Below are 22,336 nucleotides of genomic sequence, written 5' to 3' on the forward strand. Positions count from 1 at the left end.
TATGCTTTTTTCACGTTTTAAGACTATTTGCCTGTTTGTTTTAAAAAAGTACAAGATGGATTAAAATATAGCTGCATACAAGAAAAACACATTTTCATCTCTTCATTTCATGAAATGAAGGTAAACAGTTTGTATCGTACGGATGTTTAAGCTAAAATGACAGAGCACACGCAAATTTAATAAATAGGCTTATTTACTGAAAATTCAATTATTTTATTACAAAATGACAACAACCCATGATTTTACAAAAAAAATAGTGTAAAATAAAAGAAGGCAATCGGCCATTTCGGAAAGGAAGAAACAATTGAACATTGATCAATTAATCGAAGAAGCGAAAATAGCAAGGGACCGGGCATATGTACCGTATTCAAAATTTAAAGTTGGCGCAGCTCTTTTGGCTGTCGATGGTACAGTTTTCCACGGATGTAATATAGAAAATGCCGCATATAGTATGTGTAATTGTGCTGAAAGAACAGCGCTGTTTAAAGCGTATTCTGATGGCGTAACAGAATTTAAAATGTTAGCAGTTGTTGCAGATACTGACAGGCCAGTATCACCATGTGGCGCGTGCAGACAGGTAATTTCTGAATTATGTTCTAAAGAGATGCCGGTCGTTCTAACAAACTTAAACGGAGATACACAACAATTAACAGTAGAGCAACTATTACCAGGAGCTTTTTCATCGGAGGATTTACATGAATAATCAACAAGGACATCAATCAGGGTTTATTTCCATTATCGGCAGACCAAATGTAGGAAAGTCTACACTACTTAATCGTGTCATCGGACAAAAAATTGCGATTATGAGTGATAAACCACAAACAACAAGAAACAAAGTACAAGGTGTACTCACAACAAATGATGCACAGTATATCTTTATCGATACACCAGGGATTCATAAGCCTAAACATAAATTAGGTGACTTTATGATGAAAGTTGCACAAAATACGCTAAAAGAAGTCGATGCGATAATATTTATGGTGAATGCTGAAGAAGGATTTGGCAGAGGGGAAGAGTTCATTATTGAAAAGTTCCAATCAGTCAAAACACCTGTTTTTCTTGTCATCAATAAAATTGACAAAATTCACCCGGATGCTTTATTGTCTGTCATTGATTCTTATAAAGAGAAATATAACTTCTGCGAAATTGTGCCGATATCCGCTTTAGAAGGAAATAATGTTGATCGTCTTCTAGAGCAGCTTAAGGAATATTTACCAGAGGGGCCGCAATACTATCCTGCTGATCAAGTAACAGATCACCCTGAGAGGTTTATTATTTCCGAATTGATACGTGAAAAGGCTTTACATTTAACACGCGAAGAAATTCCCCACTCATTAGCGGTTGTCATCGATAAGATTGAGCGGCAAGATAAGAAGGATATTATTCACGTCATGGCCACGATTATTGTTGAAAGAGATTCTCAAAAAGGTATTGTCATTGGTAAACAAGGGAAAATGCTCAAAGAGATCGGACAACGAGCGAGAGTGGATATAGAAAATCTCATGGGAAGTAAGGTTTTCCTCGAGTTATGGGTTAAAGTTCAAAAAGATTGGCGTAACAAAATGACCCAGTTAAGAGACTTTGGATTTAGGGAAGATGAATATTAAACCTGTCAACATAGGTTATTGGTGAAATCAAAGATTTATGCATCTATTTAATTAACAATTTTTTCGTCTTATGATTTTCAGAAGACAGGCTATGATAAGAGTATAGATTTAATTGCTAGTAAAAACACAATAAAGGTGGGGTTATCTATGAAAGATTTTACCTGGAAAGTGTTTTCTCAAACAGGTAATATTGACACATATCTTCTTTTTAAAGAAATTGAAAAAGATTACCAGGATATACCCGTAGAACAAGATGAAGAACTAGCAGAATTTGATTTTCCGATTTCATAGGTTGTCATCATATAAGGATGGTGACAGTAATGCTTGAAAAATGTGAAGGCATTGTCATTAGAACAGTCAATTATGGCGAAACAAATAAAATTGTCACACTCTTTACAAGAGAGTGGGGAAAGGTTGGTGTGATGGCACGCGGTGCAAAAAAGCCGAATAGTCGGCTTGCTGCTGTCACCCAGCCTTTTACTTATGGCACTTATTTGATACAAAGAAGCAGAGGGCTTGGGACCCTTCAACAAGGTGATATTTCACTTTCAATGCGTAGTATAAAAGAAGATATCTTTCTAACAGCTTATGTGAGTTACATAGTAGACTTACTGGATAAAGGGACGGAAGAGAAGAAGCCTAACCCCTATCTTTTCGAACTTGTATTTAGGTGTATACAAGCAATTGATGAAGGCTATGATGCAGAAATTCTTACACATATTTTCGAAATGAAAATGCTTGGCTTATTTGGATTATATCCTGAGCTTAACCATTGTGCCGTCTGTCAACGGACGGAAGGGACATTTGCCTTTTCTATTAGTCAAAATGGCTTCATTTGTCATCACTGTTTGGATAAAGATCCATATCATTTAAAGCTTTCTCCCGCTACTGTTAGATTACTTCGCATTTTTTATTACATGGACATGTCAAGGCTTGGGAATATATCGGTAAAAGAACAAACAAAACTTGAATTGAAAAAAGTAATAGAAACATACTACGATGAATATGCAGGCTTGCAATTAAAAACAAAAAGGTTTTTAAATCAAATGACCAATATGAAAGGATTCATGCAATAATAAGTAAGTGAGCTATTGACTTTCTAAAGAAATTCAGCTATTATTTCTTTAAATTATAGCTATGTTTAGCAATGAAGGAGAAAAGTACTTCACTCCCTCTATACAAGCGACTCTAGGAGAGTGTGAGCTAGAGAATAGAAAGTGAACGAAGGGCGCTCTGGAGCAACAGGTGAAGTAAAAGAGGCTACGTGAAATTGAGTAGCAAATAGGGTGGAACCGCGGGTTAACTCTCGTCCCTATGTCTTTATTAAAGGCATAAGAGACGAGAGTTTTTTATGTTTTTAAAGAAAAAATATTTATCGCCCAAATGGCTAAAAAGCAAGTGTTTATCTATGTAGATACCGGTCTATGGTGACTGAAAAGTAAAGAAAGAGGTGGCTTATGAATATTCAAAATATGATTTTAACATTGCAAAAGCACTGGTCAGATCAAGGGTGTATTTTAATGCAAGCTTATGACACGGAAAAAGGTGCAGGTACAATGAGTCCGTATACATTTTTAAGAGCGATTGGACCTGAACCGTGGAATGTTGCTTATGTAGAGCCTTCTAGAAGACCAGCAGACGGCCGATATGGTGAAAATCCAAACCGTCTTTATCAGCATCATCAGTTTCAAGTGATTATGAAGCCTTCACCAGACAATATCCAAGAACTATATTTAGCTTCTCTAGAAGCATTAGGTATTGATCCATTAAAACATGATATTCGCTTTGTTGAAGATAATTGGGAAAACCCGTCTTTAGGCTGTGCAGGACTCGGTTGGGAAGTATGGCTTGATGGGATGGAAATTACGCAATTTACTTATTTCCAACAAGTCGGAGGATTAGAGTGTAAGCCTGTTTCTGTTGAGATTACATATGGTATTGAAAGACTTGCCTCTTATATTCAAGACAAGGAAAATGTATTTGAATTAGAATGGACAGACGGCTTTACGGTAAGAGATATTTTTGGACAACCAGAATATGAGCATTCAAAGTATACATTCGAAACTTCAGATGTTGATATGTTATTTAACCTCTTTAATGTTTATGAAAAAGAAGCTCATCGCCAAATGGAGGAGGGACTCGTTCATCCTGCATATGATTATGTTCTCAAATGTTCGCATACATTCAACTTATTAGATGCAAGAGGTGCGATTTCTGTCACTGAGAGAACGGGGTATATTGGTCGATGTCGTACACTCGCTCGAAAAATTGCGAAAACATTTTATGAAGAACGTGAGAAATTAGGATTTCCAATGATTCAAGAAAAGGAGGGAATAGACCATGAGTAAACAAGATCTCCTATTAGAAATTGGCTTAGAAGAAATGCCAGCCCGTTTTGTAACAGATAGCATGAACCAACTAGCGGATAAAATAAAAACTTGGTTGGTCGAAAAAGGTATTCAATTTGAAGGAATGAAAGCATACTCTACGCCTAGAAGATTAGCTGTTCTTGTAGAGGGTGTGGAGGAAGCACAGGAAGATGTCCATGAAGAAGCAAAAGGACCAGCAAAAAAAATCGCGATGAATGACCAAGGTGAGTGGACAAAAGCAGCGATTGGCTTTAGTAGAGGTCAAGGAGCGACACCTGATGATATTTTCTTTAAAGAAATCAAAGGTGTGGAATATGCGCATGTTAAAACCTTTACCAAGGGCCAAGAAACATTGAAATTACTTCCTGAATTAAAAGAGCTCATTCTTTCTATGCACTTTCCTAAGAATATGAAGTGGGCAGACAAAGAAATGCGCTTTATTAGACCAATTAAATGGTTAGTGGCATTGTTTGGTGAAAAGGTGATTCCTTTTGAAATAACAAATGTACAAACAGGTAACACATCTAGAGGACATCGTTTCTTAGGAAAAGATGTTGTTATTACAAGTCCTACATCATACGAAAAAGCACTGCTTGCAGAATATGTAATTGTAGATGCTGAGGAAAGAAAAGCAGCCATTCGTCAGCAAATCAATAAAATAGAAGAAGAACAAAATTGGCTCGTGCCAATGGATGAAGACTTACTTGAAGAAGTAAATAACTTGGTAGAGTATCCGACTGCTTTATTCGGAAGTTTTGAAGAGGAGTACTTATCATTACCAGAGGAAGTACTTGTGACTTCAATGAAAGAACACCAGCGCTATTTTCCTGTTAAATCGAAAAGTGGAGACTTATTGCCTCAATTTATAACAGTGAGGAATGGCGGCCACGAACATTTGGATAATGTCGCTCGAGGAAATGAAAAGGTACTACGAGCAAGATTATCAGATGCTGCATTTTTCTATAATGAAGACCAAAAAACACCAATTGCAGCTTCTTTGAAAAAATTAGAAAAAATCGTTTATCATGAAGAAATTGGAACGATGTCTGAGAAAGTAGATCGTGTACGAGCATTAACGAACCATCTCGCTCAATTATTATCACTCTCATCAGAGGATAAAAAAGTAGCAGACAGGGCTGCAGAAATTTGTAAGTTTGACCTTGTGACCCAAATGGTGTATGAATTTCCAGAACTCCAAGGGTTCATGGGTGAGAAATATGCCTTGCAAAAAGGAGAAGATGCTGTAGTAGCTCGGGCAATTAATGAACATTATATGCCAAGAAACGCACATGATTCTACTGCAAAATCTGTACCTGGAGCGATATTATCTATTGCAGAAAAATTAGACACGATTGCCTCATGTTTTGCCATTGGGATTATCCCAAGTGGTTCACAAGATCCGTATGCGTTAAGAAGACAAGCGACTGGAATCATCCAAACATTGCTAAATATGAAGTGGGAGGTATCGCTTGAGGAGTTACTTAATCAAGCTATTCACCTTACAGAAAATGCGGGCATTAATAAACAAGAGAATGCGAAAATAAAAGAAGAGTTATTAGTCTTTTTCCGTTTAAGAATTAAATATATTTTACAAGAAAAAGCTATTCGCTATGATTTAATTGATGCTGTATTAGGCAGCGCATTAACATCAGTGCCAGCGATGATTGAAAGAGCACAAGTTTTGCATTTAAACAAAGATAATGACAGCTTCAAAGGTGAAATAGAAGCATTAAGTAGGGTCTTGAATATCGCTCAAAAAGCAGAAAGTATAGAAGATATTCAAATAGAACTATTTGAGAATGAAGATGAGCATAAGCTGTATAATAAATACATTGAAGTAAGAAATAACCTTGATGATTCTACGAGTGCAGAGGATTATTTCCGCTATCTTGTATCATTAAAACCAGAAATTGATATGTATTTTGAACATACAATGGTAATGGCTAAAGATCCAAAAGTGAAAGCGAATCGTTTAAGTTTCATGGCCCATTTAGCTGCGATGATACAATCGTTTGCACAAATGAATCATATACTTGTGAAATGATTTAAAGGAAAGAACCTTTAACTGCTGCCATATGGTTCTTTCCGCCCTTTCTCATTTACATCAACAAGCAAATTCTTTTCATTTCTGAGAAATAGTATATAATAATTATATAAAAGTATAACCTTATTGCTCGTTCATAATTTGCTTATTTGGGGAAAACTTCTACATATGCATAGGTTTACTTAGAAGACGCTCCAATTCAAGGTGGTGAGATCAATGGAACTCAATAAACGGCAGGAAAAAATATTAGAAATCGTGAAAGATAATGGTCCAATTACAGGGGAACATATCGCTGATCAATTACATTTAACAAGAGCTACGCTTCGTCCGGATTTAGCTATTTTAACGATGGCTGGCTATTTAGATGCAAGACCAAGAGTAGGATATTTCTATACAGGGAAAACGGGTGCTCAACTTTTAACTGAGAATATGAAAAAGTTATTTGTGAAGGATTACCAATCTATTCCGGTTGTTATTAGTGAAAATACTTCGGTTTATGATGCCATTGTAACAATGTTTTTAGAGGATGTTGGCACATTATTTGTGGTCGATAAGGACTCTTTACTAGTAGGTGTACTATCTAGAAAAGATTTGTTAAGAGCCAGTATCGGAAAGCAAGAGCTCGGTGCACTACCAGTAAATATCATTATGACAAGGATGCCAAACATCACAATGTGTAAGAAAGAAGACTTACTTATAGATGTAGCGCAACAACTCATTGATAAGCAGATTGATGGTATGCCCGTTGTGAAGGAAGCTGATAAAGGCTTTGAGGTTATTGGAAGAATAACAAAGACTAATTTAACAAAAGCATTTGTTGCACTAGCGGGTGAATAAGTAAGAGCTCAAATAAGGAGTTGATTATGCTAGTATGGGTAATATGCCAATTATTTATGTAGTTTCTGATTCTGTTGGTGAAACGGCTGAGCTTGTCATAAAGGCGGCTGCAAGTCAGTTCAATAATGGGGATGTAAGAATTAAACGTTTTCCATATGTCGAGGAACAAGCTCATATTGATGAAGTAGTTGCTTTAGCCAAACTCGACAAAGGATTCATAGCATATACGTTAGTGAAGCCACATATACGTAATTATATGCTTGAAACAGCTAAAAAAGAAAATATATTCGCCTACGATATTATCGGACCGATAATGGATCAAATTCAAAATAACTATGGAAATGAACCATTATACGAACCGGGTGTTGTAAGAAAATTAGATGATGATTACTTCAAGAAGATTGAAGCAATTGAATTTGCAGTTAAATATGATGATGGTAGAGACCCGCGAGGAATTTTAAAGGCCGATATCGTTTTAATTGGGGTCTCTCGAACATCGAAAACACCATTATCACAATATTTAGCTCATAAAAGGTTAAAGGTGGCGAATGTGCCACTTGTACCAGAAGTCGACCCTCCTGAAGAGTTATTCCTTGTACCAAAAGAGAAGTGTTTTGGTTTGAAGATTAGCCCAGAAAAATTAAATCATATTAGAAGAGAAAGGCTTATATCTTTAGGACTTAGTGATAGCGCGAGTTATGCAAATATAGAAAGAATTAAAGATGAGATTTCATATTTTGATCGCATTGTAAATCAGATAGGTTGTTCAGTGATTGATGTAACGAACAAAGCGGTTGAAGAAACAGCAAATCTTGTACTAGATCATTATCGTAAAAATCTTTTAAAGGATTAGCACATAATGTAATTGATTATGTGCCTTTTCTTTGTAGAGAACCAGGTTAAAAGATATTTAATTGCCATTTACGCTGCTGAAACAGGAGAGCGTTAGTGGAAGCATTCTTATAAACATATGTCTGGAAATTATCTGTTTTATATATTATAATAAAAAATCGTGATAAAAAATGATAAAATAGGTTTAGACTTGACTTTTAACGAATAAACTATTTATTGGGAGAAGTCAAGGGAATTATATAAAAAAATTCGACAATCCTTCCATTATAAAGAAATTTCTTTATAAGGAGGAAATACTGGAGTGATGTAGAATTATAAGAACATCAGATGAACCAACCATCTTAGTTGATGCTGATGCCTGTCCGGTAAAGCAGGAAATTGTCGAATTGGCACATGTTCATTCGGTTGCTTACAAATTCATAGCATCCTATGCACATATGAAAGCAGAGTATCGCTCAGATGAATGGACATTCGTTGATTCCAGTAAAGAAGCTGTCGATTTATATATCCAAAATTACTCCAAACGAGGAGATGTGGTAATTACCCAGGATATAGGTCTTGCTTCTACACTCCTTTTAAATGGGGTTCATGTTTTATCGCCTAGGGGTAATGTATATGAGGAAGGTCAAATCCATACTGCATTAGATATGCGATACCTTTCTGCAAAAGCACGACGTCAAGGCGTTTATGGAAAAGGACCTAAACCGTTTAAGGAAGAGGATCGACAGCGATTTAAGAATGAATTGACAAAAATATTGTCGAAAATTGAAGGATTTTAGCTTTTTTTCTAGAATACTTCTTTATGTAGTGGGGAGTTGTCGTTATGGCAGAACGTATTCCTGAAGAAAAGATTGATCAAATTCGAAATTCAGTTGATATTGTTGATGTCATTGGGGATTATGTGAATTTAACGAAGCAAGGCCGAAATTATTTTGGACTTTGCCCTTTTCATGGAGAGAATACACCATCATTTTCCGTATCTCCTGATAAGCAAATTTACCATTGCTTTGGTTGTCATGCAGGAGGAAACGCTTTTTCATTTTTAATGGACTTAGAAGGTTTTTCTTTTCAAGAAGCTGTTGTTAACTTAGCAAAACAAGCAAATATTCCTATTGATATTGACGTTTCTTCACAAGACAAAAATGTGAAACAATCACCTGAATTGCAGCAAATGTATGATGCGCATGAATTATTATGTAAATTTTACCATCATTTGCTAGTAAACACAAAGGATGGTCAAGAAGCGTTAGAATACCTACTAAAACGTGGATTTACAATGGAGTCAATTGAGAAGTATAAAATTGGCTACTCTTTAAATTCATGGGACTTTGTCTGTAAATTTTTGCAGAAAAGAAAATTTCCCTTGGATCTCATGGAAAGAGCAGGTCTATTAATCAAAAGGGAGAGAGATAGTAACTTTTTTGATCGCTTTCGCCATCGTATTATGTTCCCTATCCATAATGAAAAAGGGAATATTATCGCTTTTTCAGGCCGGTCATTGGGGGAAGAAGACCCGAAATATTTAAATAGTCCTGAAACGGTCATTTTTAATAAGAGCAAAACGGTCTTTAATTTTAATCGAGCAAAGAAGCACATTAAAAAAGAGCAAAGAGCTGTTCTTTTTGAGGGCTTTGCCGATGTCATTGCTGCTGATGGGGCAGGTGTCATTAATGGAATTGCTACGATGGGCACTTCCCTTACAGAAGAACATGTCCAATTAATACGAAAAAGTACTGACCATGTGACGATTTGCTATGATGGGGATAAAGCAGGAATTCAAGCAGCTAATCGTGCCTTAGATATGCTTCAATCAGTCGGTTGTAATGTACGTATTGCTTGGCTTCCGGAAGAGCTTGACCCTGATGATTATATAAAGGAATATGGCGCAGAAAAGTTTAAAAATGAGGTCATTGAGGCTAGTCTTACTTATATGTCCTTTAAAATGAGATATTTAAGACTAGGAAAAAGGTTGAATGATGAAGGAGAACGGCTTCGTTATATAGAAGAAGTACTAACAGAAATAAGTCGTTTAACGAAAGCAGTAGAAAGAGACCATTATTTAAGACAAATCGCTAATGAATTTTCAATTTCATTAGATGCATTGCAACAGCAACAAAAACAAATATTTTATTCAATGCAAAAAAATACGAAAAATCAACCACAGTCATTACCGCCAGAACCGTTTTTATTACAACAAAAGTCAAATAGTGTATTAAGACCAGCTTTTCAAAATGCTGAACGTATGTTGTTAGCTCATATGATGAATAATCAAGATATGACATTAAAGGTTCAGGAAATGTTAGGTGGCAATGAATTTAATGTGGATGAGCACCAAGCGATTTATACTTATCTTCTAGCATATTATGAAAGTGGCCATGTGCCCGATACAAGTAATTTTATGCAATTTATTAAAGACAAAGAGTTGCGTCACATTGTAGCAGATATTGTAATGATGCCTATCAATGAAGATTTTACTGAAAAGGAATTATCTGATTATATTAAGCATGTGTTAAATCATCAAAAGATGATTAAAATAAAAGAAAAAATTCAAGATGAAAAAGAAGCAGAACGTCAAAAGGACTATACCAAAGCGGCATTAATTGCGATGGAGATTCTACAATTAAGAAAATCATTAGAAAAGTGATCATCTCTCATCGTGTTAATTATATTATAAGACTGCATAAGCAAAAGCAAATGATTACCATAATAACCATTTAAGTGTTATGCTGTCCCAGAGGTTTGTGATTTTTTGGAAGGAGGGGGACAAATGGCTGAAAAATCGGCCCGTTCGAAAGAGGTTGAAATTGAATTGACCCTAGAACAAGCAAAAGAGCAGATTTTAGAAACTGGAAAGAAGACAGGTGTTCTCGCCTATGATGATATAGCAGAAAGATTGTCTCATTATGAGTTGGATTCTCACCAAATGGATGAGTTCTATGAATTTCTTGGTGATCAAGGTGTGGAACTAGTTGGTGATAATGATGACGATGCAGATCCCAACGCGCAAGAATTAGCCAAAAATGAAGAAGAGTTTGATTTAAATGATTTAAGCGTACCTCCTGGAGTGAAAATTAACGACCCTGTAAGAATGTATTTAAAGGAAATTGGTCGTGTCGACCTACTTACCGCAGAAGAAGAGATTTCTCTTGCGAATAAGATTGAGCAAGGCGACGAAGAAGCGAAGCGCCGTTTAGCGGAGGCTAACTTACGTCTCGTTGTAAGTATTGCCAAGCGATATGTCGGTCGTGGCATGCTGTTTTTAGATTTGATTCAGGAAGGCAATATGGGTCTGATAAAAGCAGTAGAGAAATTTGACTATCGTAAAGGTTTTAAATTTAGTACTTATGCAACATGGTGGATACGTCAAGCCATTACAAGAGCGATTGCTGACCAAGCGAGAACCATCCGAATTCCGGTTCACATGGTTGAAACAATTAATAAGTTGATTCGCGTTCAACGCCAATTGCTACAAGACTTGGGACGTGAACCTTCTCCAGAAGAAATTGCTGAAGACATGGATTTAACACCAGATAAAGTACGTGAAATTTTAAAAATTGCTCAAGAGCCAGTTTCATTAGAAACGCCGATTGGTGAAGAGGATGATTCTCACCTTGGAGATTTCATTGAAGACCAAGATGCTACTTCTCCATCTGAGCATGCTGCTTACGAATTATTGAAAGAGCAGTTAGAAGATGTACTCGATACTTTAACAGACCGTGAAGAAAATGTCCTAAGGCTTCGCTTTGGGCTAGATGATGGAAGAACAAGGACGCTAGAAGAGGTTGGAAAGGTCTTTGGCGTCACTAGAGAAAGGATTCGTCAAATTGAAGCGAAAGCCCTTCGGAAATTAAGACATCCTAGCAGAAGTAAAAGACTGAAAGACTTTTTAGAATAGAACTCAACTCGAGATAGTTTACTCTTAATGGGTAAGCTATCTTTTTTTGAGTGCAAGATATTCACTTTAGTTCAGTAAGGTAATTCCTTTATTTGTATATGATACCATATATTAATAAATAAACAAATGTATGGTCATATCCATACTTATATTTACAGTTTATTTTACTGAATAGTTAATTATATTGCAAATCACTTTTTGTAAAAAATTCTTAAATTATTTATTTTTTAGATAATTATTATTATATTAAGAAATAAAACAAGATTTTCTTAAACCGATTTAATTTATTTCTAATGCTGAAATTATTATCGAAACATAACTATGCGCAATTTTAAATTTTTTAAATCTTGAGAATATTATAGAGGTAATTATATAATAGGAATTGAAAGCGTATTCAAAAGTCATAAGAAGGAGGATTTATATGAATTTTGATCTTACATCTGAACAAAAGATGATTTTTAAAACAATTAAAGAGTTCGCGATGGAAGAAGTGGAACCTGGTGCATTAGAAAGAGATCGAACAAAAGAATTTCCATTAGAAGTGTTTAAGAAATTAGCAGACTTGGGTATGATGGGTTTACCTTTTTCGGAAGAATATGGTGGTGGTGGAGCCGATACAATAAGTTTTGCCATCGTTACTGAAGAATTAAGTAAAGCATGCGCCTCAACAGGTATAACGTATTCTGCCCATATATCGTTGGGCGGCGCACCTCTCTCATTATTTGGTACAGAAGAACAAAAACATAAATATTTAACACCTATTTGTACCGGTGAAAGCCTTGGGGCATTTGGTTTAACTGAACCGAATGCTGGCTCAGATGCTGGTGGGACAAGAACAACAGCAGTAGAAGAGAACGGGGAATATATTATCAATGGGAATAAGTGCTATATAACAAATGCTAGTTATGCAAAACATTTAGCTTTAACAGCTATCACTAATATGAATGGTACGAATAAAGAAATCAGTGCCATTATTGTTCCTACCGATGTAAATGGGTTCACTGTATTGGATAATTATGAGAAGATGGGACTCAATGCATCCAATACGACTGAATTGATATTAGAAGACGTGCGCGTGCCGACTGAGCACTTGCTCGGTAAAAAAGGTGAAGGATTTAAGCAATTTTTAATCACTCTTGACGGAGGAAGAATTGGCATCGGTGCCATGGCAGTAGGAATTGCTCAAGCAGCATATGAGAAGGCGCTAAAGTATGCTAAAGAGCGTGAACAATTTAGTAGAAAGTTATCCCATTTTCAAGCTATTCAATTTAAACTAGCTGATATGGCAATGAAAATTGAATTGGCGAGAAATATGGTTTATAAAGCAGCTTGGCTGAAAGATCAAGGAAAACCATTTTCCAAAGAGGCAGCAATGTGTAAATTATATGCATCTGAGATTTGTATGGAAATCGCTGATCAGGCCGTTCAAATTCATGGTGGTTATGGCTATATGAAAGAATATCATGTCGAAAGATATATGCGTGATGGGAAGTTAACAGAAATTGGAGAAGGAACTTCAGAAATACAACGTATGGTTATTGCCAGACAGATTGGTTGTTAATTGGAGTATATTTTTTGTATGAATGGAAAATGCTATCTAAGAATAGTTAGAGTGCTTGGTCTTTTGAGACTTTACGTGTATAAAATGACCTTCATCAGTAATCAAAACTATTTTTTAGATAGTTTTTCTTTTTAATCAAACAAGTTATACATAAAATATTTTAAGGAATGAAAAGGGGTAAAATGGTAAAAAAATAAATGACAGGAAGTAAACTTTTTTGCCAGTTTATTAAAATAATTTTGAATTGCTGATAACAAATTCGTTTTAGGGCTTTTCCAATAGCGTTTTTTACAGTAAAATAGAGATTGTTTGTATATACTTACTTAAATTGTGAAGTTCTTACATAAGGGAGGTTTAAACATTGAATCGTAATCCGTTAATACCGTTTGCTCTTATTGCTATCCTTGGGATTGGCGCAATGTTCCTTGTTTCATTTAAAGGATTAGGTGATCACAAAGAACTGACAAGTGAAGGGGACGAGGAAGCAACAGAAGAGGTAGCAGCGTCACCAGAGGAAATTTACCAACAATCCTGTATTGGCTGTCATGGTGACCAATATCAAGGTGGTGTAGGACCCGCACTATCGGGTGTTGGCGAGAAGCTTTCAGAAGAAGAAATCGTTGATGTATTAACAAATGGTAAAGGTGCAATGCCAGGGGGACTTGTCTCTGGTAAAGAGCAAGAAATGGCTGAATGGTTAATGACTTTGGAATAAGCGAGTAAGTCCTTTGCATATGCAAGGGACTTTTTTTATACTATAATCAGAACTTAATACATAGAAGTGGTGGAAAAAAGAATGAACACAAATCAATTATCTAATCGATTAAGAACAGTTGCTCAATATATCCCTAAAGGTTCGAAAATAGCCGATATTGGCTCGGATCATGCTTACCTACCTTGTTATGCTGTTAAACAAGGAATTGCACAAGCTGCGATTGCTGGCGAGGTTGTTGAAGGACCGTTTCAATCAGCGTTAGCACAAGTAAAAGCAGACAAATTAGAAGACAAAATCTCCGTGAGAAAAGGAAATGGACTTTCGGTTTTAGCGGACGATGAAGTGGATGTAATCACAATTGCCGGTATGGGTGGGACACTGATTGCGTCCATTTTGGAAGAAGGTTCTAATCACTTAGGTGGTGTAAAACGATTAATTCTCCAACCTAATATTAGTAGCATTTCTATTAGACTTTGGCTGCGTGAAAATGGCTGGGCATTAATAAATGAAGAAATAATCGAAGAAGATGGAAAAATTTATGAGATTTTAATCGCTGAGAAAGGCGATATCAATCAAGGATACGGTGATTTGGAAGAGGGACTTTTGTTAGGGCCGTATTTACTGCAGGAAAAATCCGCAATCTTTATAAAAAAATGGAAACATGAACGAACGAATTGGGAGAGAATAATTAGGCAAATTCAGGCAGCAAAATCATCAAATGAAAATAATGACAAAATCGTTGCTTTACAGAAGAAAATAGCTATTGTTGGAGGGGTACTATCTTGAAGAAAGCAAATGGACATGAAATCATTCAATTATTTGAACAGTTTTCACCAAAAGCGTATGCCATGGAAGGAGATCCTATTGGATTACAAATCGGTAGCTTGAACCAAAAAGTAAGCAAAGTGATGGTAGCACTTGATGTGTTAGAAGAAGTGGTTGATGAAGCAATTGACGAGGGTGTTAACTTAATTATTGCTCATCATCCACCGATTTTCCGTCCTTTGAAGAAATTAGACAGTGATACACCTGCAGGAAGAATCTATACAAAATTAATTAAGCATGATATCGCAGTTTATGCAGCTCATACGAATTTGGATGTCGCTAATGGTGGCGTAAATGATTTGTTAGCGGCTGCACTTCAATTGAAGAATACAGAAGTACTTGTACCAACATATGAAATACCTTTAATGAAACTTGCTGTTTATGTACCTGAAGAGAACGAGGAAGCAGTAAAGCAAGCTTTAGGTAATGCTGGTGCAGGTGCATTAGGAGATTATAGTTATTGCAGTTTTTCAAGTGCAGGAAATGGACAATTTCTGCCAAGCAAGGAAGCTAATCCGCATATTGGACAATCGGGGACACTTGAAAAGGTGAAAGAAAATAAAATTGAAGTAATATTCCCATCTAATATAGAGAAGAAAGTGATCAAAGCAATGCTAGCGGTTCATCCTTATGAAGAGGTGGCCTATGACCTTTATCCTTTAGCTAATCAAGGAGAAGTTCTTGGACTTGGTAGAATAGGTGATATTAAAGAAATGACCTTAGCACAGTTTGCCGAGCATGTGAAATCGGTGTTGGATGTGCCTAGCGTGCGTGTTGTGGGAGATTTACAATCAATTGTAAAAAAAGTAGCCGTTCTTGGTGGAGATGGCAATAAATATTATGCAAAAGCGAAGATGAAAGGTGCAGACGTTTACGTTACGGGAGATATGTATTATCATGTTGCGCATGATGCGATGCAAGCAGGTTTAAATATTATTGACCCTGGTCATAACGTCGAAAAAGTGATGAAATCAGGTGTTGCAGAATATATGAAGAAAAAATGTACTGAAAAAGGGTTAGAGGTGGAGTTTATTGCTTCTAAAGTACATACAGACCCCTTTACATTTGTATAATTGAAGATAGAAGAAGCCATCTCAAGATTGAGATGGCTTTTTGCTTACTTTTGTACAACTTTTGGCTTTTTTATCTTTGGAAGAATTTTAGATAAAGGTACTTTCTTTTCTGTAAGCCAAGTTGATTCTTCTTTTGGATCATACTGTTCAATAAAAGAAATCACTTCTTTTGTAATTGGCGTTGGTGTAGAGGCACCGGCTGTCACTGCAACCGTTTGAGCATCCTTAATCCAATCTAAATTAAGCTCGGAAATATCGCCAATACGATAGGCTTTCGTGCCAGCAATTTCTTCGGAAACTTGAGCAAGCCTGTTCGAGTTATTACTTTTCGGATCTCCAACAACAATAAGGACATCTGCAGCTCCTGCTTGCTCTGCAACTGCTTCTTGGCGAACTTGAGTAGCAAGACAAATTTCTTTATGAAATTCTGCTTGAGGATATTTTTCTTTGATTTCTTCCATAATATCGCCGACATCCCACTGGCTCATGGTTGTTTGGTTTGTAACGAGAATTTTTTCATTTGTTAGTGTTAACGCCAGAACATCGTCAATCGTTTCAACTAAGTGAACAATATCAGGTGCAACCCCAACAGCTCCTTCAGGTTCAGGATGTCCCTTTTTACCAATATAAATAATTTGATAATTTTCATCTTTCTTCTGACGAATCAAATCATGCGTGCTACTCACATCCGGGCATGTGGCATCTAAAGTTACTAACCCTTTTGCTTTAGCTTTTTCTCTTATCTTAGGTGATACACCATGTGCGGTAAAGATAACCGTCCCACTTTCGACTTGGTCTAAAATATCATCACGGTTTTTACCATCTAAAGTAATAATGCCTTCTTCTTCAAATGCATCAGTCACGTGTTTGTTATGGACAATCATGCCAAGGATATAAATCGGCCTCGGTAAGGTTTTATCGAGTGATGCGTTTTTAGCAATCACCATTGCATCTACTACACCATAGCAGTAGCCCCTTGGTGATATTTTGATGACGTTCATTGAATATCCTCCCTATATCTGAAACATATATTTTGTGTTATATAATTGTAAATAAAACAATGGATGAATGAAATGATCCATCTCTTCTAATCTATTATATAAGACATAAAGCAATAACACAAAAAGGAGAATTTATAGTTACGTAAGTGCGAATGAAAATAAGACATGAGGGTGATGGTAAAGATACCGCACGCATGTTGGTACTTAAACAATGTCTTCAATGCACATATTAAGGAAATGAGCGATTTAAGATAAAATAAAAACTCGCCAACACGGCGAGCGGTAAGCATGATTAAACATACAGTTTCGGTATAGACTGACCACTAGCTTTTGTAGGGGGTTGTTGAATTGGCTCGTCTTCTAAAGACTCCACTGTGACTGATTTCTCTTTTTTAGTTTTCACTGCTGAGGGAGAAGGTTGACTATCCTTTATCGGAGATAGTGAGCTAGATTCAATTTCTTCCTCTTTTTCTTCAGTTGTCGAATTCATATTCTTAAGGCCACGATAAAGCTTCCACATTGAAGGGATATTCTTGACCATCGGACCGTACTGTTGAACCATTGGAGCGATTTGCCCTGCAGTATTTAAGAATTTCTGTGTATTCGTTAAAAAGCCGCTGATATTTGTCGGGTTAGTTAACGTTTGAAGAATGCCTGCGCCGCCAGCGGCTCTAGATCCAGTTGCTGCATTAGTAGCAGTGTTTACAACTGCCTGACCACCAGAACCACCTCTTCCGCCAAGGATTTTAGATAATAGACCCCCACTTCTTGGTGATCCGTTGTTTCTCATCCCACCACTATTTCTTGGTTGATTTGGTCCATATGGAGTCATATTGGGTGGAAACGGTGGTCTACCTGAAAAGTTTTGCATCATTTGTGGTGTTTGATGTGGTGGAGGAAAGCCTGGTCTTTGCCCCCGATTTGGTCCCATTCTTGGATACATCACATCTCCTCCTTTCAAAAAGGGGATTTTACTTTCATTGTATGCAAAAAGAAGAAATGGGTTTATCTTTCATAAAAGGATAGGGAGGAATAACAAGTATAACTGGTTATTTACCTGGAATTTTATTATAATAATATGATGGAGTAAATGTTTGCGATTTTAAGTGATGATGAGTGCAAGTACTTATGATCATTTCATCATGATAATGAGGAGTTAAAAAAAATGAATGAAACAAGATTTGAAAGGTATGAGTTTAAACCTTTTATTATAGAAGCAGTAAAGAAGTTAGGGTTTTATGAACCAACAGATATACAAGAAAGATTAATACCGACTGTCTTAAGAGGAGAAAGTGCGATTGGTCAATCCCAGACAGGTACGGGTAAAACACATGCTTATATTCTGCCAATGGTAGAAAAGATTGAAACAAACAAAAAAGGTGTACAAGCAATTATCACTGCACCAACAAGAGAGCTAGCCAACCAAATTTATCAAGAGGTTTTAAAAATCACTAGTCATAGTGAAGAAGCTATCGCAGTTAAGCTCTTTATTGGAGGTACAGATAAACAAAGAACAATTGAAAAGCTTAAAACGCAGCCGCAAATAGTTGTTGGTACACCGGGAAGAATCAATGATTTAGTTAAAGAGCAGGCATTGTTGATTCATACAGCTTCATTGTTAGTGGTTGATGAGGCGGACTTAATGTTGGATATGGGCTTTTTAGAAGATGTTGATCAAATTGCTTCACATATGCAAGAGAAATTACAAATGCTTGTGTTTTCAGCTACCATCCCAGAGAAGCTTAAACCATTCCTGAAAAAATATATGGAAAACCCAAAATATGTTCATGTGGAGCCGAAGCAACCAACTGCAGCAAAGATCGAGCATCAACTATTACCTTCAAGACACCGCAACAAAGTAAATCTTGTGTTTGATGCTTTACAGTCTTTTAACCCGTATTTAGCCATCGTGTTTACGAATACGAAGAAAAAGGCAGACGAAGTCGCCGATGGTTTAATGGCTAAAGGATTGAAAGTCGGAAGAATTCATGGTGATTTGAATCCACGAGAGCGAAAGAAAATGATGAAGCAAATTGTTGATCTCGAATTCCAATATATCGTAGCAACTGATTTAGCTGCTAGGGGTATTGATATTAAAGGAATTAGTCACGTAATTAACTATGAATTACCTTCAGACTTAGATTTTTATATTCATCGTGTAGGTAGAACAGCAAGAGCAGGCACTTCAGGTATTGCCTTAACGATTTATGATCCAACAGATGAAGATGCATTAAATAAATTAGAGAAAATGGGTGTTACTTTTACTCATATAGATTTTGTTAAAGGTAATTGGGTAACGCTCGACGATCGTAATAAAAGGAAAAAGAGACAACGTCAAACAGATGAGATTGATAAGAAAGCTAGTTCACTTGTACAAAAACCGAAAAAAGTGAAACCGGGATACAAGAGAAAGCGCAAATGGGAAATGGAAAAGATAAAGAAGAGAGAAAGAAGGATCAAAAGAAAATAAAAGAGAGAGGGATAATATATGTTGAAAATTGGATCCCATGTTTCGATGAGCGGAAAAAAAATGTTACTAGCAGCCAGTGAAGAAGCAGCGTCTTACGGTGCGAATACATTTATGATTTACACAGGTGCTCCCCAAAACACGAGACGAAAGAAAATAGAAGATTTAAATATAGAAGCAGGCCTAGCACATATGAAGGAAAATGGCATAAGTGATATTGTTGTTCATGCCCCTTATATTATTAATATAGGGAATACAACAAACCCAGCTACTTTCGAGTTAGGTGTGAATTTTCTACGTTCTGAAATCGATCGTACAGAAGCGCTTGGGGCAAAACAAATTGTCTTGCATCCTGGTGCACATGTCGGCGCAGGGGCAGAAACCGGTATTGCAAGAATCATTGAAGGCTTAAATGAAGTACTAAATGGCGATGAAAATGTGCAAATCGCGCTTGAAACAATGGCTGGAAAAGGGTCAGAATGTGGAAGGAATTTTGAAGAACTAGCGAAAATAATTGATGGTGTGACTCATAATGAACATTTATCTGTTTGTTTTGATACATGTCATACTCATGATGCTGGATATGATATTGTTAATGACTTTGATGGCGTATTAAATGACTTTGATAAAATCATTGGTATCGATCGATTAAAGGTGCTTCATATTAATGATAGTAAAAACATTCAGGGAGCTAGAAAAGACCGTCATGAAAATATTGGGTTTGGTCATATCGGTTTTAAGGCCATAAACAATATTGTTCATCATCCACAACTTATGTCCATACCGAAAATTTTAGAAACACCTTATGTTGGCGAGGACAAGAAAAATAAGAAACCACCCTATCAATTTGAAATAAATATGTTACGTAAAGAAGAATTTAATGAAAATCTATTAGAAGATATTTTAGCACAATAAAAAAGCATGGAGGAGGTATCCTCGATGCTTCTTCTGTGCCCTTCCGATCGTCTGTAAAGCGCAGGTGCAGGTGTCAATCGTATTTGTAATAGAATTAAGAATTAGTAAACATAAGAAATATTTGGTTGACTGACTTCGCGGTGTCTACACCTGCAATATTGGCAATTTCTTTGACAAGTTTCTTCCGCTCATTTTCATTAAAGATATTCACCTTTTTACCGCGAAGATATTGGGCGATTTGCTCCGCTTCTGAGCGGCTAACTGAGATATTAAATTGTTTTCCATACTTCAATAATTCATCTGCGGTAATGTGATTGACTTTGTGATTAATGATGTTCTCAAAGATTTTCATGTGCATCACTCCTCATTAAACTGTATGCACCTCTTGAGAATAATTTGCCTATTTTTCTACAAAAATTGATGAAACAAGCCTCTTTTCACGCCTTTACAAGCCTAGGAACTTCATGTATACTACTCTTTGTACTAAATCGTAATGATTCTTAAATCGAAGGTGAATAAGATGGAAACACGGCAAGAGCCAGTGATAAAAATAGAGGATGTTTCCTTTAGATATGAAAAGAATAATGTATTAGAGCAGGTAAATTTAACCGTAAATGAAGGGGACTTCTTAGCTATTGTTGGTCCAAATGGTTCTGGAAAATCCACACTTCTCAAGTTAATATTGAATTTATTAAAATTACAAAACGGGAAAATCACCCTTTTTGGTGAAGAAATGAATCAGTTTAAGGACAGGCAAAAAATTGGCTTTGTCTCGCAAAAGGCAAATTCATTTAATACAGGTTTTCCGGCAACAGTATTTGAAGTTGTTGCTAGTGGGTTAACAAAAAAACTTGGATTATTTAAATGGATGAAAAAGGAAGATAAGCGTCATGTTATAGATGCTATAGATGCTGTTGGATTACGTGAATATGAAATGAGTAATGTGGGGGAATTATCTGGTGGTCAGCAACAACGGGTGTTTATTGCAAGGGCGCTAGTTAGTGAACCTAAATTACTTATATTAGATGAACCGACCGTTGGTGTAGATGCTCAACATGTGCAATCTTTTTATCATATGCTTGAAGATCTGAATAAAAACCGCGGCATTACGCTTTTACTTGTTACCCATGATATAGGGACGATTTCTGACCGAGTAACACATGTTGCATGTATGAATAAAACACTTCATTTCCATGGGAAAACGGAGGAATTTGAGCGTCTTGATAAAGCTGAAATGTCGACATTTTATGGACATGATGTTCATATCTTATCCCATGATCATCACCACCATCATCATGAAGGGGTGAGAGGATGATTGCTGCTATTTTTGAATATGAGTTTTTACAAAATGCTTTTTTAACTGGTATGATTATTGGTGTTATTGCTCCTTTACTTGGGGTATATATTGTTGTGAGGCGCTTATCACTGATAGCAGATGCACTTAGTCATGTAACGTTAGCAGGGATTGCAGCAAGTTTATTACTTGAAAAGAAACTTACCGGTTTTATCGGAGTCAATCCTGTTTATATGGGGATGGCATTTTCCGTTACAGGTTCGATTTTTATTGAAAAATTAAGGTCTGTGTACAAGCATTATCAGGAGCTTGCCATTCCTATTATTCTTTCTGGGGGAACCGGTCTTAGTGTAATATTTATTTCACTAGCGGATGGCTTTAATTCAGATTTGTTTGGTTACCTGTTTGGTAGCGTTAGCGCAGTAAGTAGGGAAGATTTATGGCTTATTATCATTATTTCGGTAATTATTATAGCAATTATTGTTTCTTTATATAAAGAACTATTCTTATTATCTTTTGATGAGGAGCATGCCCAAGCATCTGGTATTCCAGTAAAAATAGTTCATTTTATTTTTATTGTTATGGTGGCACTTGTTATTGCTTCATCTATGCGCATCGTTGGAATTCTCCTCGTCTCCGCTTTAATGACTTTACCAGTTGCTGCGAGTATGCGGATTGCTAAAGGTTTTAAGCAAACGATTTTATTGTCAGTTATCTTTGGAGAAGTGTCAGTACTTGGCGGTTTATTTTTAGCATTTTACTTAGATCTTGCCCCTGGAGGAACCATTGTAATCATTGCTGTGTTAATATTGTTAGTAACGATACTTTTAAAGAAAGTAAAGACATCTAGACCAGCTAAAGTATAATTGCAAAAAAAGGGT

22 protein-coding genes are annotated in these 22,336 nt (G+C 36.3%); 19 read left to right on the forward strand and 3 right to left on the reverse strand.

Annotation, left to right across the window (positions count from 1 at the left end; all coding sequences use genetic code 11):
- Positions 1-304 precede the first annotated feature (304 nt).
- The 15 genes from H9655_RS02125 (at position 305) to H9655_RS02195 (ending at position 15,778) form a co-directional block, all read left to right on the forward strand.
- Entirely contained in the window at positions 305-703 is a 399-nt protein-coding gene (locus tag H9655_RS02125; RefSeq protein ID WP_191810427.1) for a cytidine deaminase, read from the forward strand.
- The gene (gene era, locus H9655_RS02130; protein WP_191810429.1) at positions 696-1,607 is read left to right on the forward strand and encodes a GTPase Era; all 912 of its coding nucleotides are present in this window, start codon (positions 696-698) and stop codon (positions 1,605-1,607) included. Before H9655_RS02125 ends, era begins: the two co-directional genes overlap by 8 nt.
- A gap of 147 nt (positions 1,608-1,754) precedes the next feature.
- Positions 1,755-1,898, forward strand: a complete 144-nt coding sequence (locus H9655_RS02135; protein ID WP_191810431.1) for a YqzL family protein — start codon at positions 1,755-1,757, stop codon at positions 1,896-1,898.
- A gap of 29 nt (positions 1,899-1,927) precedes the next feature.
- A complete protein-coding gene (gene recO / locus H9655_RS02140; RefSeq protein WP_191810433.1) occupies positions 1,928-2,683 on the forward strand; it encodes a DNA repair protein RecO in 756 nt (251 codons plus the stop codon).
- Between the two features lie 381 nt (positions 2,684-3,064).
- Entirely contained in the window at positions 3,065-3,955 is an 891-nt protein-coding gene (glyQ, locus tag H9655_RS02145) for a glycine--tRNA ligase subunit alpha (RefSeq protein ID WP_191810435.1), read from the forward strand.
- Positions 3,948-6,020: a glycine--tRNA ligase subunit beta gene (gene glyS / locus H9655_RS02150; RefSeq protein ID WP_191810438.1), complete on the forward strand. Its 2,073-nt coding sequence runs from the start codon at positions 3,948-3,950 to the stop codon at positions 6,018-6,020. Before glyQ ends, glyS begins: the two co-directional genes overlap by 8 nt.
- A gap of 216 nt (positions 6,021-6,236) precedes the next feature.
- Entirely contained in the window at positions 6,237-6,857 is a 621-nt protein-coding gene (locus tag H9655_RS02155) for a helix-turn-helix transcriptional regulator (RefSeq protein WP_225230375.1), read from the forward strand.
- Positions 6,858-6,891: 34 nt separating this feature from the next.
- Positions 6,892-7,710 carry a pyruvate, water dikinase regulatory protein gene (locus H9655_RS02160; protein WP_095372534.1) on the forward strand — a complete coding sequence of 273 codons (819 nt, stop codon included), beginning with the start codon at positions 6,892-6,894 and terminating at the stop codon, positions 7,708-7,710.
- Between the two features lie 313 nt (positions 7,711-8,023).
- Positions 8,024-8,488: a YaiI/YqxD family protein gene (locus tag H9655_RS02165; protein ID WP_191811342.1), complete on the forward strand. Its 465-nt coding sequence runs from the start codon at positions 8,024-8,026 to the stop codon at positions 8,486-8,488.
- Positions 8,489-8,532: 44 nt separating this feature from the next.
- Positions 8,533-10,353: a DNA primase gene (gene dnaG, locus H9655_RS02170; protein WP_191810440.1), complete on the forward strand. Its 1,821-nt coding sequence runs from the start codon at positions 8,533-8,535 to the stop codon at positions 10,351-10,353.
- 123 nt (positions 10,354-10,476) lie between these two features.
- Positions 10,477-11,604: an RNA polymerase sigma factor RpoD gene (gene rpoD / locus H9655_RS02175; protein WP_191810443.1), complete on the forward strand. Its 1,128-nt coding sequence runs from the start codon at positions 10,477-10,479 to the stop codon at positions 11,602-11,604.
- A 421-nt stretch (positions 11,605-12,025) separates the two neighbouring features.
- The gene (locus H9655_RS02180; protein WP_191810445.1) at positions 12,026-13,165 is read left to right on the forward strand and encodes an acyl-CoA dehydrogenase family protein; all 1,140 of its coding nucleotides are present in this window, start codon (positions 12,026-12,028) and stop codon (positions 13,163-13,165) included.
- 361 nt (positions 13,166-13,526) lie between these two features.
- Positions 13,527-13,880 (forward strand): cytochrome c550, encoded by a 354-nt coding sequence (gene cccA / locus H9655_RS02185; RefSeq protein ID WP_191810447.1) that lies wholly within the window; start codon positions 13,527-13,529, stop codon positions 13,878-13,880.
- Between the two features lie 81 nt (positions 13,881-13,961).
- Positions 13,962-14,666, forward strand: a complete 705-nt coding sequence (locus H9655_RS02190; protein WP_191810449.1) for a tRNA (adenine(22)-N(1))-methyltransferase — start codon at positions 13,962-13,964, stop codon at positions 14,664-14,666.
- Positions 14,663-15,778, forward strand: a complete 1,116-nt coding sequence (locus H9655_RS02195) for a Nif3-like dinuclear metal center hexameric protein (protein WP_191810452.1) — start codon at positions 14,663-14,665, stop codon at positions 15,776-15,778. The genes H9655_RS02190 and H9655_RS02195 overlap by 4 nt, the downstream gene beginning before the upstream one ends.
- A 44-nt stretch (positions 15,779-15,822) precedes the next feature.
- On the opposite strand, the gene H9655_RS02200 is transcribed toward H9655_RS02195, so the two are convergent.
- Together H9655_RS02200 and H9655_RS02205 are read right to left on the reverse strand one after the other, a co-directional pair.
- The gene (locus tag H9655_RS02200) at positions 15,823-16,779 is read right to left on the reverse strand and encodes a 4-hydroxy-3-methylbut-2-enyl diphosphate reductase (protein ID WP_191810454.1); all 957 of its coding nucleotides are present in this window, start codon (positions 16,777-16,779) and stop codon (positions 15,823-15,825) included.
- 292 nt (positions 16,780-17,071) lie between these two features.
- Positions 17,072-17,722 (reverse strand): YqfQ family protein, encoded by a 651-nt coding sequence (locus tag H9655_RS02205; RefSeq protein ID WP_225230377.1) that lies wholly within the window; start codon positions 17,720-17,722, stop codon positions 17,072-17,074.
- A gap of 222 nt (positions 17,723-17,944) precedes the next feature.
- On the opposite strand from H9655_RS02205, the gene H9655_RS02210 reads away from it, so the two are divergent.
- Both H9655_RS02210 and H9655_RS02215 read left to right on the forward strand, forming a co-directional pair.
- Entirely contained in the window at positions 17,945-19,249 is a 1,305-nt protein-coding gene (locus H9655_RS02210; RefSeq protein ID WP_191810456.1) for a DEAD/DEAH box helicase, read from the forward strand.
- An 18-nt stretch (positions 19,250-19,267) separates the two neighbouring features.
- Positions 19,268-20,161, forward strand: coding sequence for a deoxyribonuclease IV (locus tag H9655_RS02215; RefSeq protein WP_191810458.1), 894 nt, complete (start codon positions 19,268-19,270; stop codon positions 20,159-20,161).
- A 94-nt stretch (positions 20,162-20,255) separates the two neighbouring features.
- Here H9655_RS02215 and H9655_RS02220 read toward each other — a convergent pair whose 3' ends face one another.
- The gene (locus tag H9655_RS02220) at positions 20,256-20,513 is read right to left on the reverse strand and encodes a DUF2624 domain-containing protein (RefSeq protein ID WP_095372545.1); all 258 of its coding nucleotides are present in this window, start codon (positions 20,511-20,513) and stop codon (positions 20,256-20,258) included.
- Positions 20,514-20,681: 168 nt separating this feature from the next.
- Here H9655_RS02220 and H9655_RS02225 point away from each other — a divergent pair, with 168 nt between their 5' ends.
- Positions 20,682-21,476 carry a metal ABC transporter ATP-binding protein gene (locus H9655_RS02225; protein ID WP_191810460.1) on the forward strand — a complete coding sequence of 265 codons (795 nt, stop codon included), beginning with the start codon at positions 20,682-20,684 and terminating at the stop codon, positions 21,474-21,476.
- Positions 21,473-22,321, forward strand: a complete 849-nt coding sequence (locus H9655_RS02230; RefSeq protein ID WP_191810462.1) for a metal ABC transporter permease — start codon at positions 21,473-21,475, stop codon at positions 22,319-22,321. The genes H9655_RS02225 and H9655_RS02230 overlap by 4 nt, the downstream gene beginning before the upstream one ends.
- The last annotated feature ends 15 nt before the right edge of the window (positions 22,322-22,336 follow it).

The sequence above is a fragment of the Cytobacillus stercorigallinarum genome (assembly GCF_014836495.1).
In the GTDB taxonomy this organism is placed as follows: Bacteria; Bacillota; Bacilli; order Bacillales; family Cytobacillaceae; genus Cytobacillus; species Cytobacillus stercorigallinarum.

Excerpts from the sequence above, each read along its gene's own strand:
- H9655_RS02210 (WP_191810456.1), top strand. The coding sequence starts at position 17,945 with ATGAATGAAACAAGATTTGAAAGGTATGAGTTTAAACCTTTTATTATA.
- H9655_RS02155 (WP_225230375.1), top strand. The coding sequence starts at position 6,237 with ATGGAACTCAATAAACGGCAGGAAAAAATATTAGAAATCGTGAAAGAT.
- glyS (WP_191810438.1), top strand. The coding sequence starts at position 3,948 with ATGAGTAAACAAGATCTCCTATTAGAAATTGGCTTAGAAGAAATGCCA.
- rpoD (WP_191810443.1), top strand. The coding sequence starts at position 10,477 with ATGGCTGAAAAATCGGCCCGTTCGAAAGAGGTTGAAATTGAATTGACC.
- H9655_RS02190 (WP_191810449.1), top strand. The coding sequence starts at position 13,962 with ATGAACACAAATCAATTATCTAATCGATTAAGAACAGTTGCTCAATAT.
- H9655_RS02200 (WP_191810454.1), bottom strand. The coding sequence starts at position 16,779 with ATGAACGTCATCAAAATATCACCAAGGGGCTACTGCTATGGTGTAGTA.
- era (WP_191810429.1), top strand. The coding sequence starts at position 696 with ATGAATAATCAACAAGGACATCAATCAGGGTTTATTTCCATTATCGGC.
- recO (WP_191810433.1), top strand. The coding sequence starts at position 1,928 with ATGCTTGAAAAATGTGAAGGCATTGTCATTAGAACAGTCAATTATGGC.
- H9655_RS02135 (WP_191810431.1), top strand. The coding sequence starts at position 1,755 with ATGAAAGATTTTACCTGGAAAGTGTTTTCTCAAACAGGTAATATTGAC.
- H9655_RS02180 (WP_191810445.1), top strand. The coding sequence starts at position 12,026 with ATGAATTTTGATCTTACATCTGAACAAAAGATGATTTTTAAAACAATT.
- H9655_RS02160 (WP_095372534.1), top strand. The coding sequence starts at position 6,892 with ATGGGTAATATGCCAATTATTTATGTAGTTTCTGATTCTGTTGGTGAA.
- H9655_RS02230 (WP_191810462.1), top strand. The coding sequence starts at position 21,473 with ATGATTGCTGCTATTTTTGAATATGAGTTTTTACAAAATGCTTTTTTA.
- H9655_RS02215 (WP_191810458.1), top strand. The coding sequence starts at position 19,268 with ATGTTGAAAATTGGATCCCATGTTTCGATGAGCGGAAAAAAAATGTTA.
- glyQ (WP_191810435.1), top strand. The coding sequence starts at position 3,065 with ATGAATATTCAAAATATGATTTTAACATTGCAAAAGCACTGGTCAGAT.
- H9655_RS02225 (WP_191810460.1), top strand. The coding sequence starts at position 20,682 with ATGGAAACACGGCAAGAGCCAGTGATAAAAATAGAGGATGTTTCCTTT.
- dnaG (WP_191810440.1), top strand. The coding sequence starts at position 8,533 with ATGGCAGAACGTATTCCTGAAGAAAAGATTGATCAAATTCGAAATTCA.
- H9655_RS02220 (WP_095372545.1), bottom strand. The coding sequence starts at position 20,513 with ATGAAAATCTTTGAGAACATCATTAATCACAAAGTCAATCACATTACC.
- H9655_RS02205 (WP_225230377.1), bottom strand. The coding sequence starts at position 17,722 with ATGTATCCAAGAATGGGACCAAATCGGGGGCAAAGACCAGGCTTTCCT.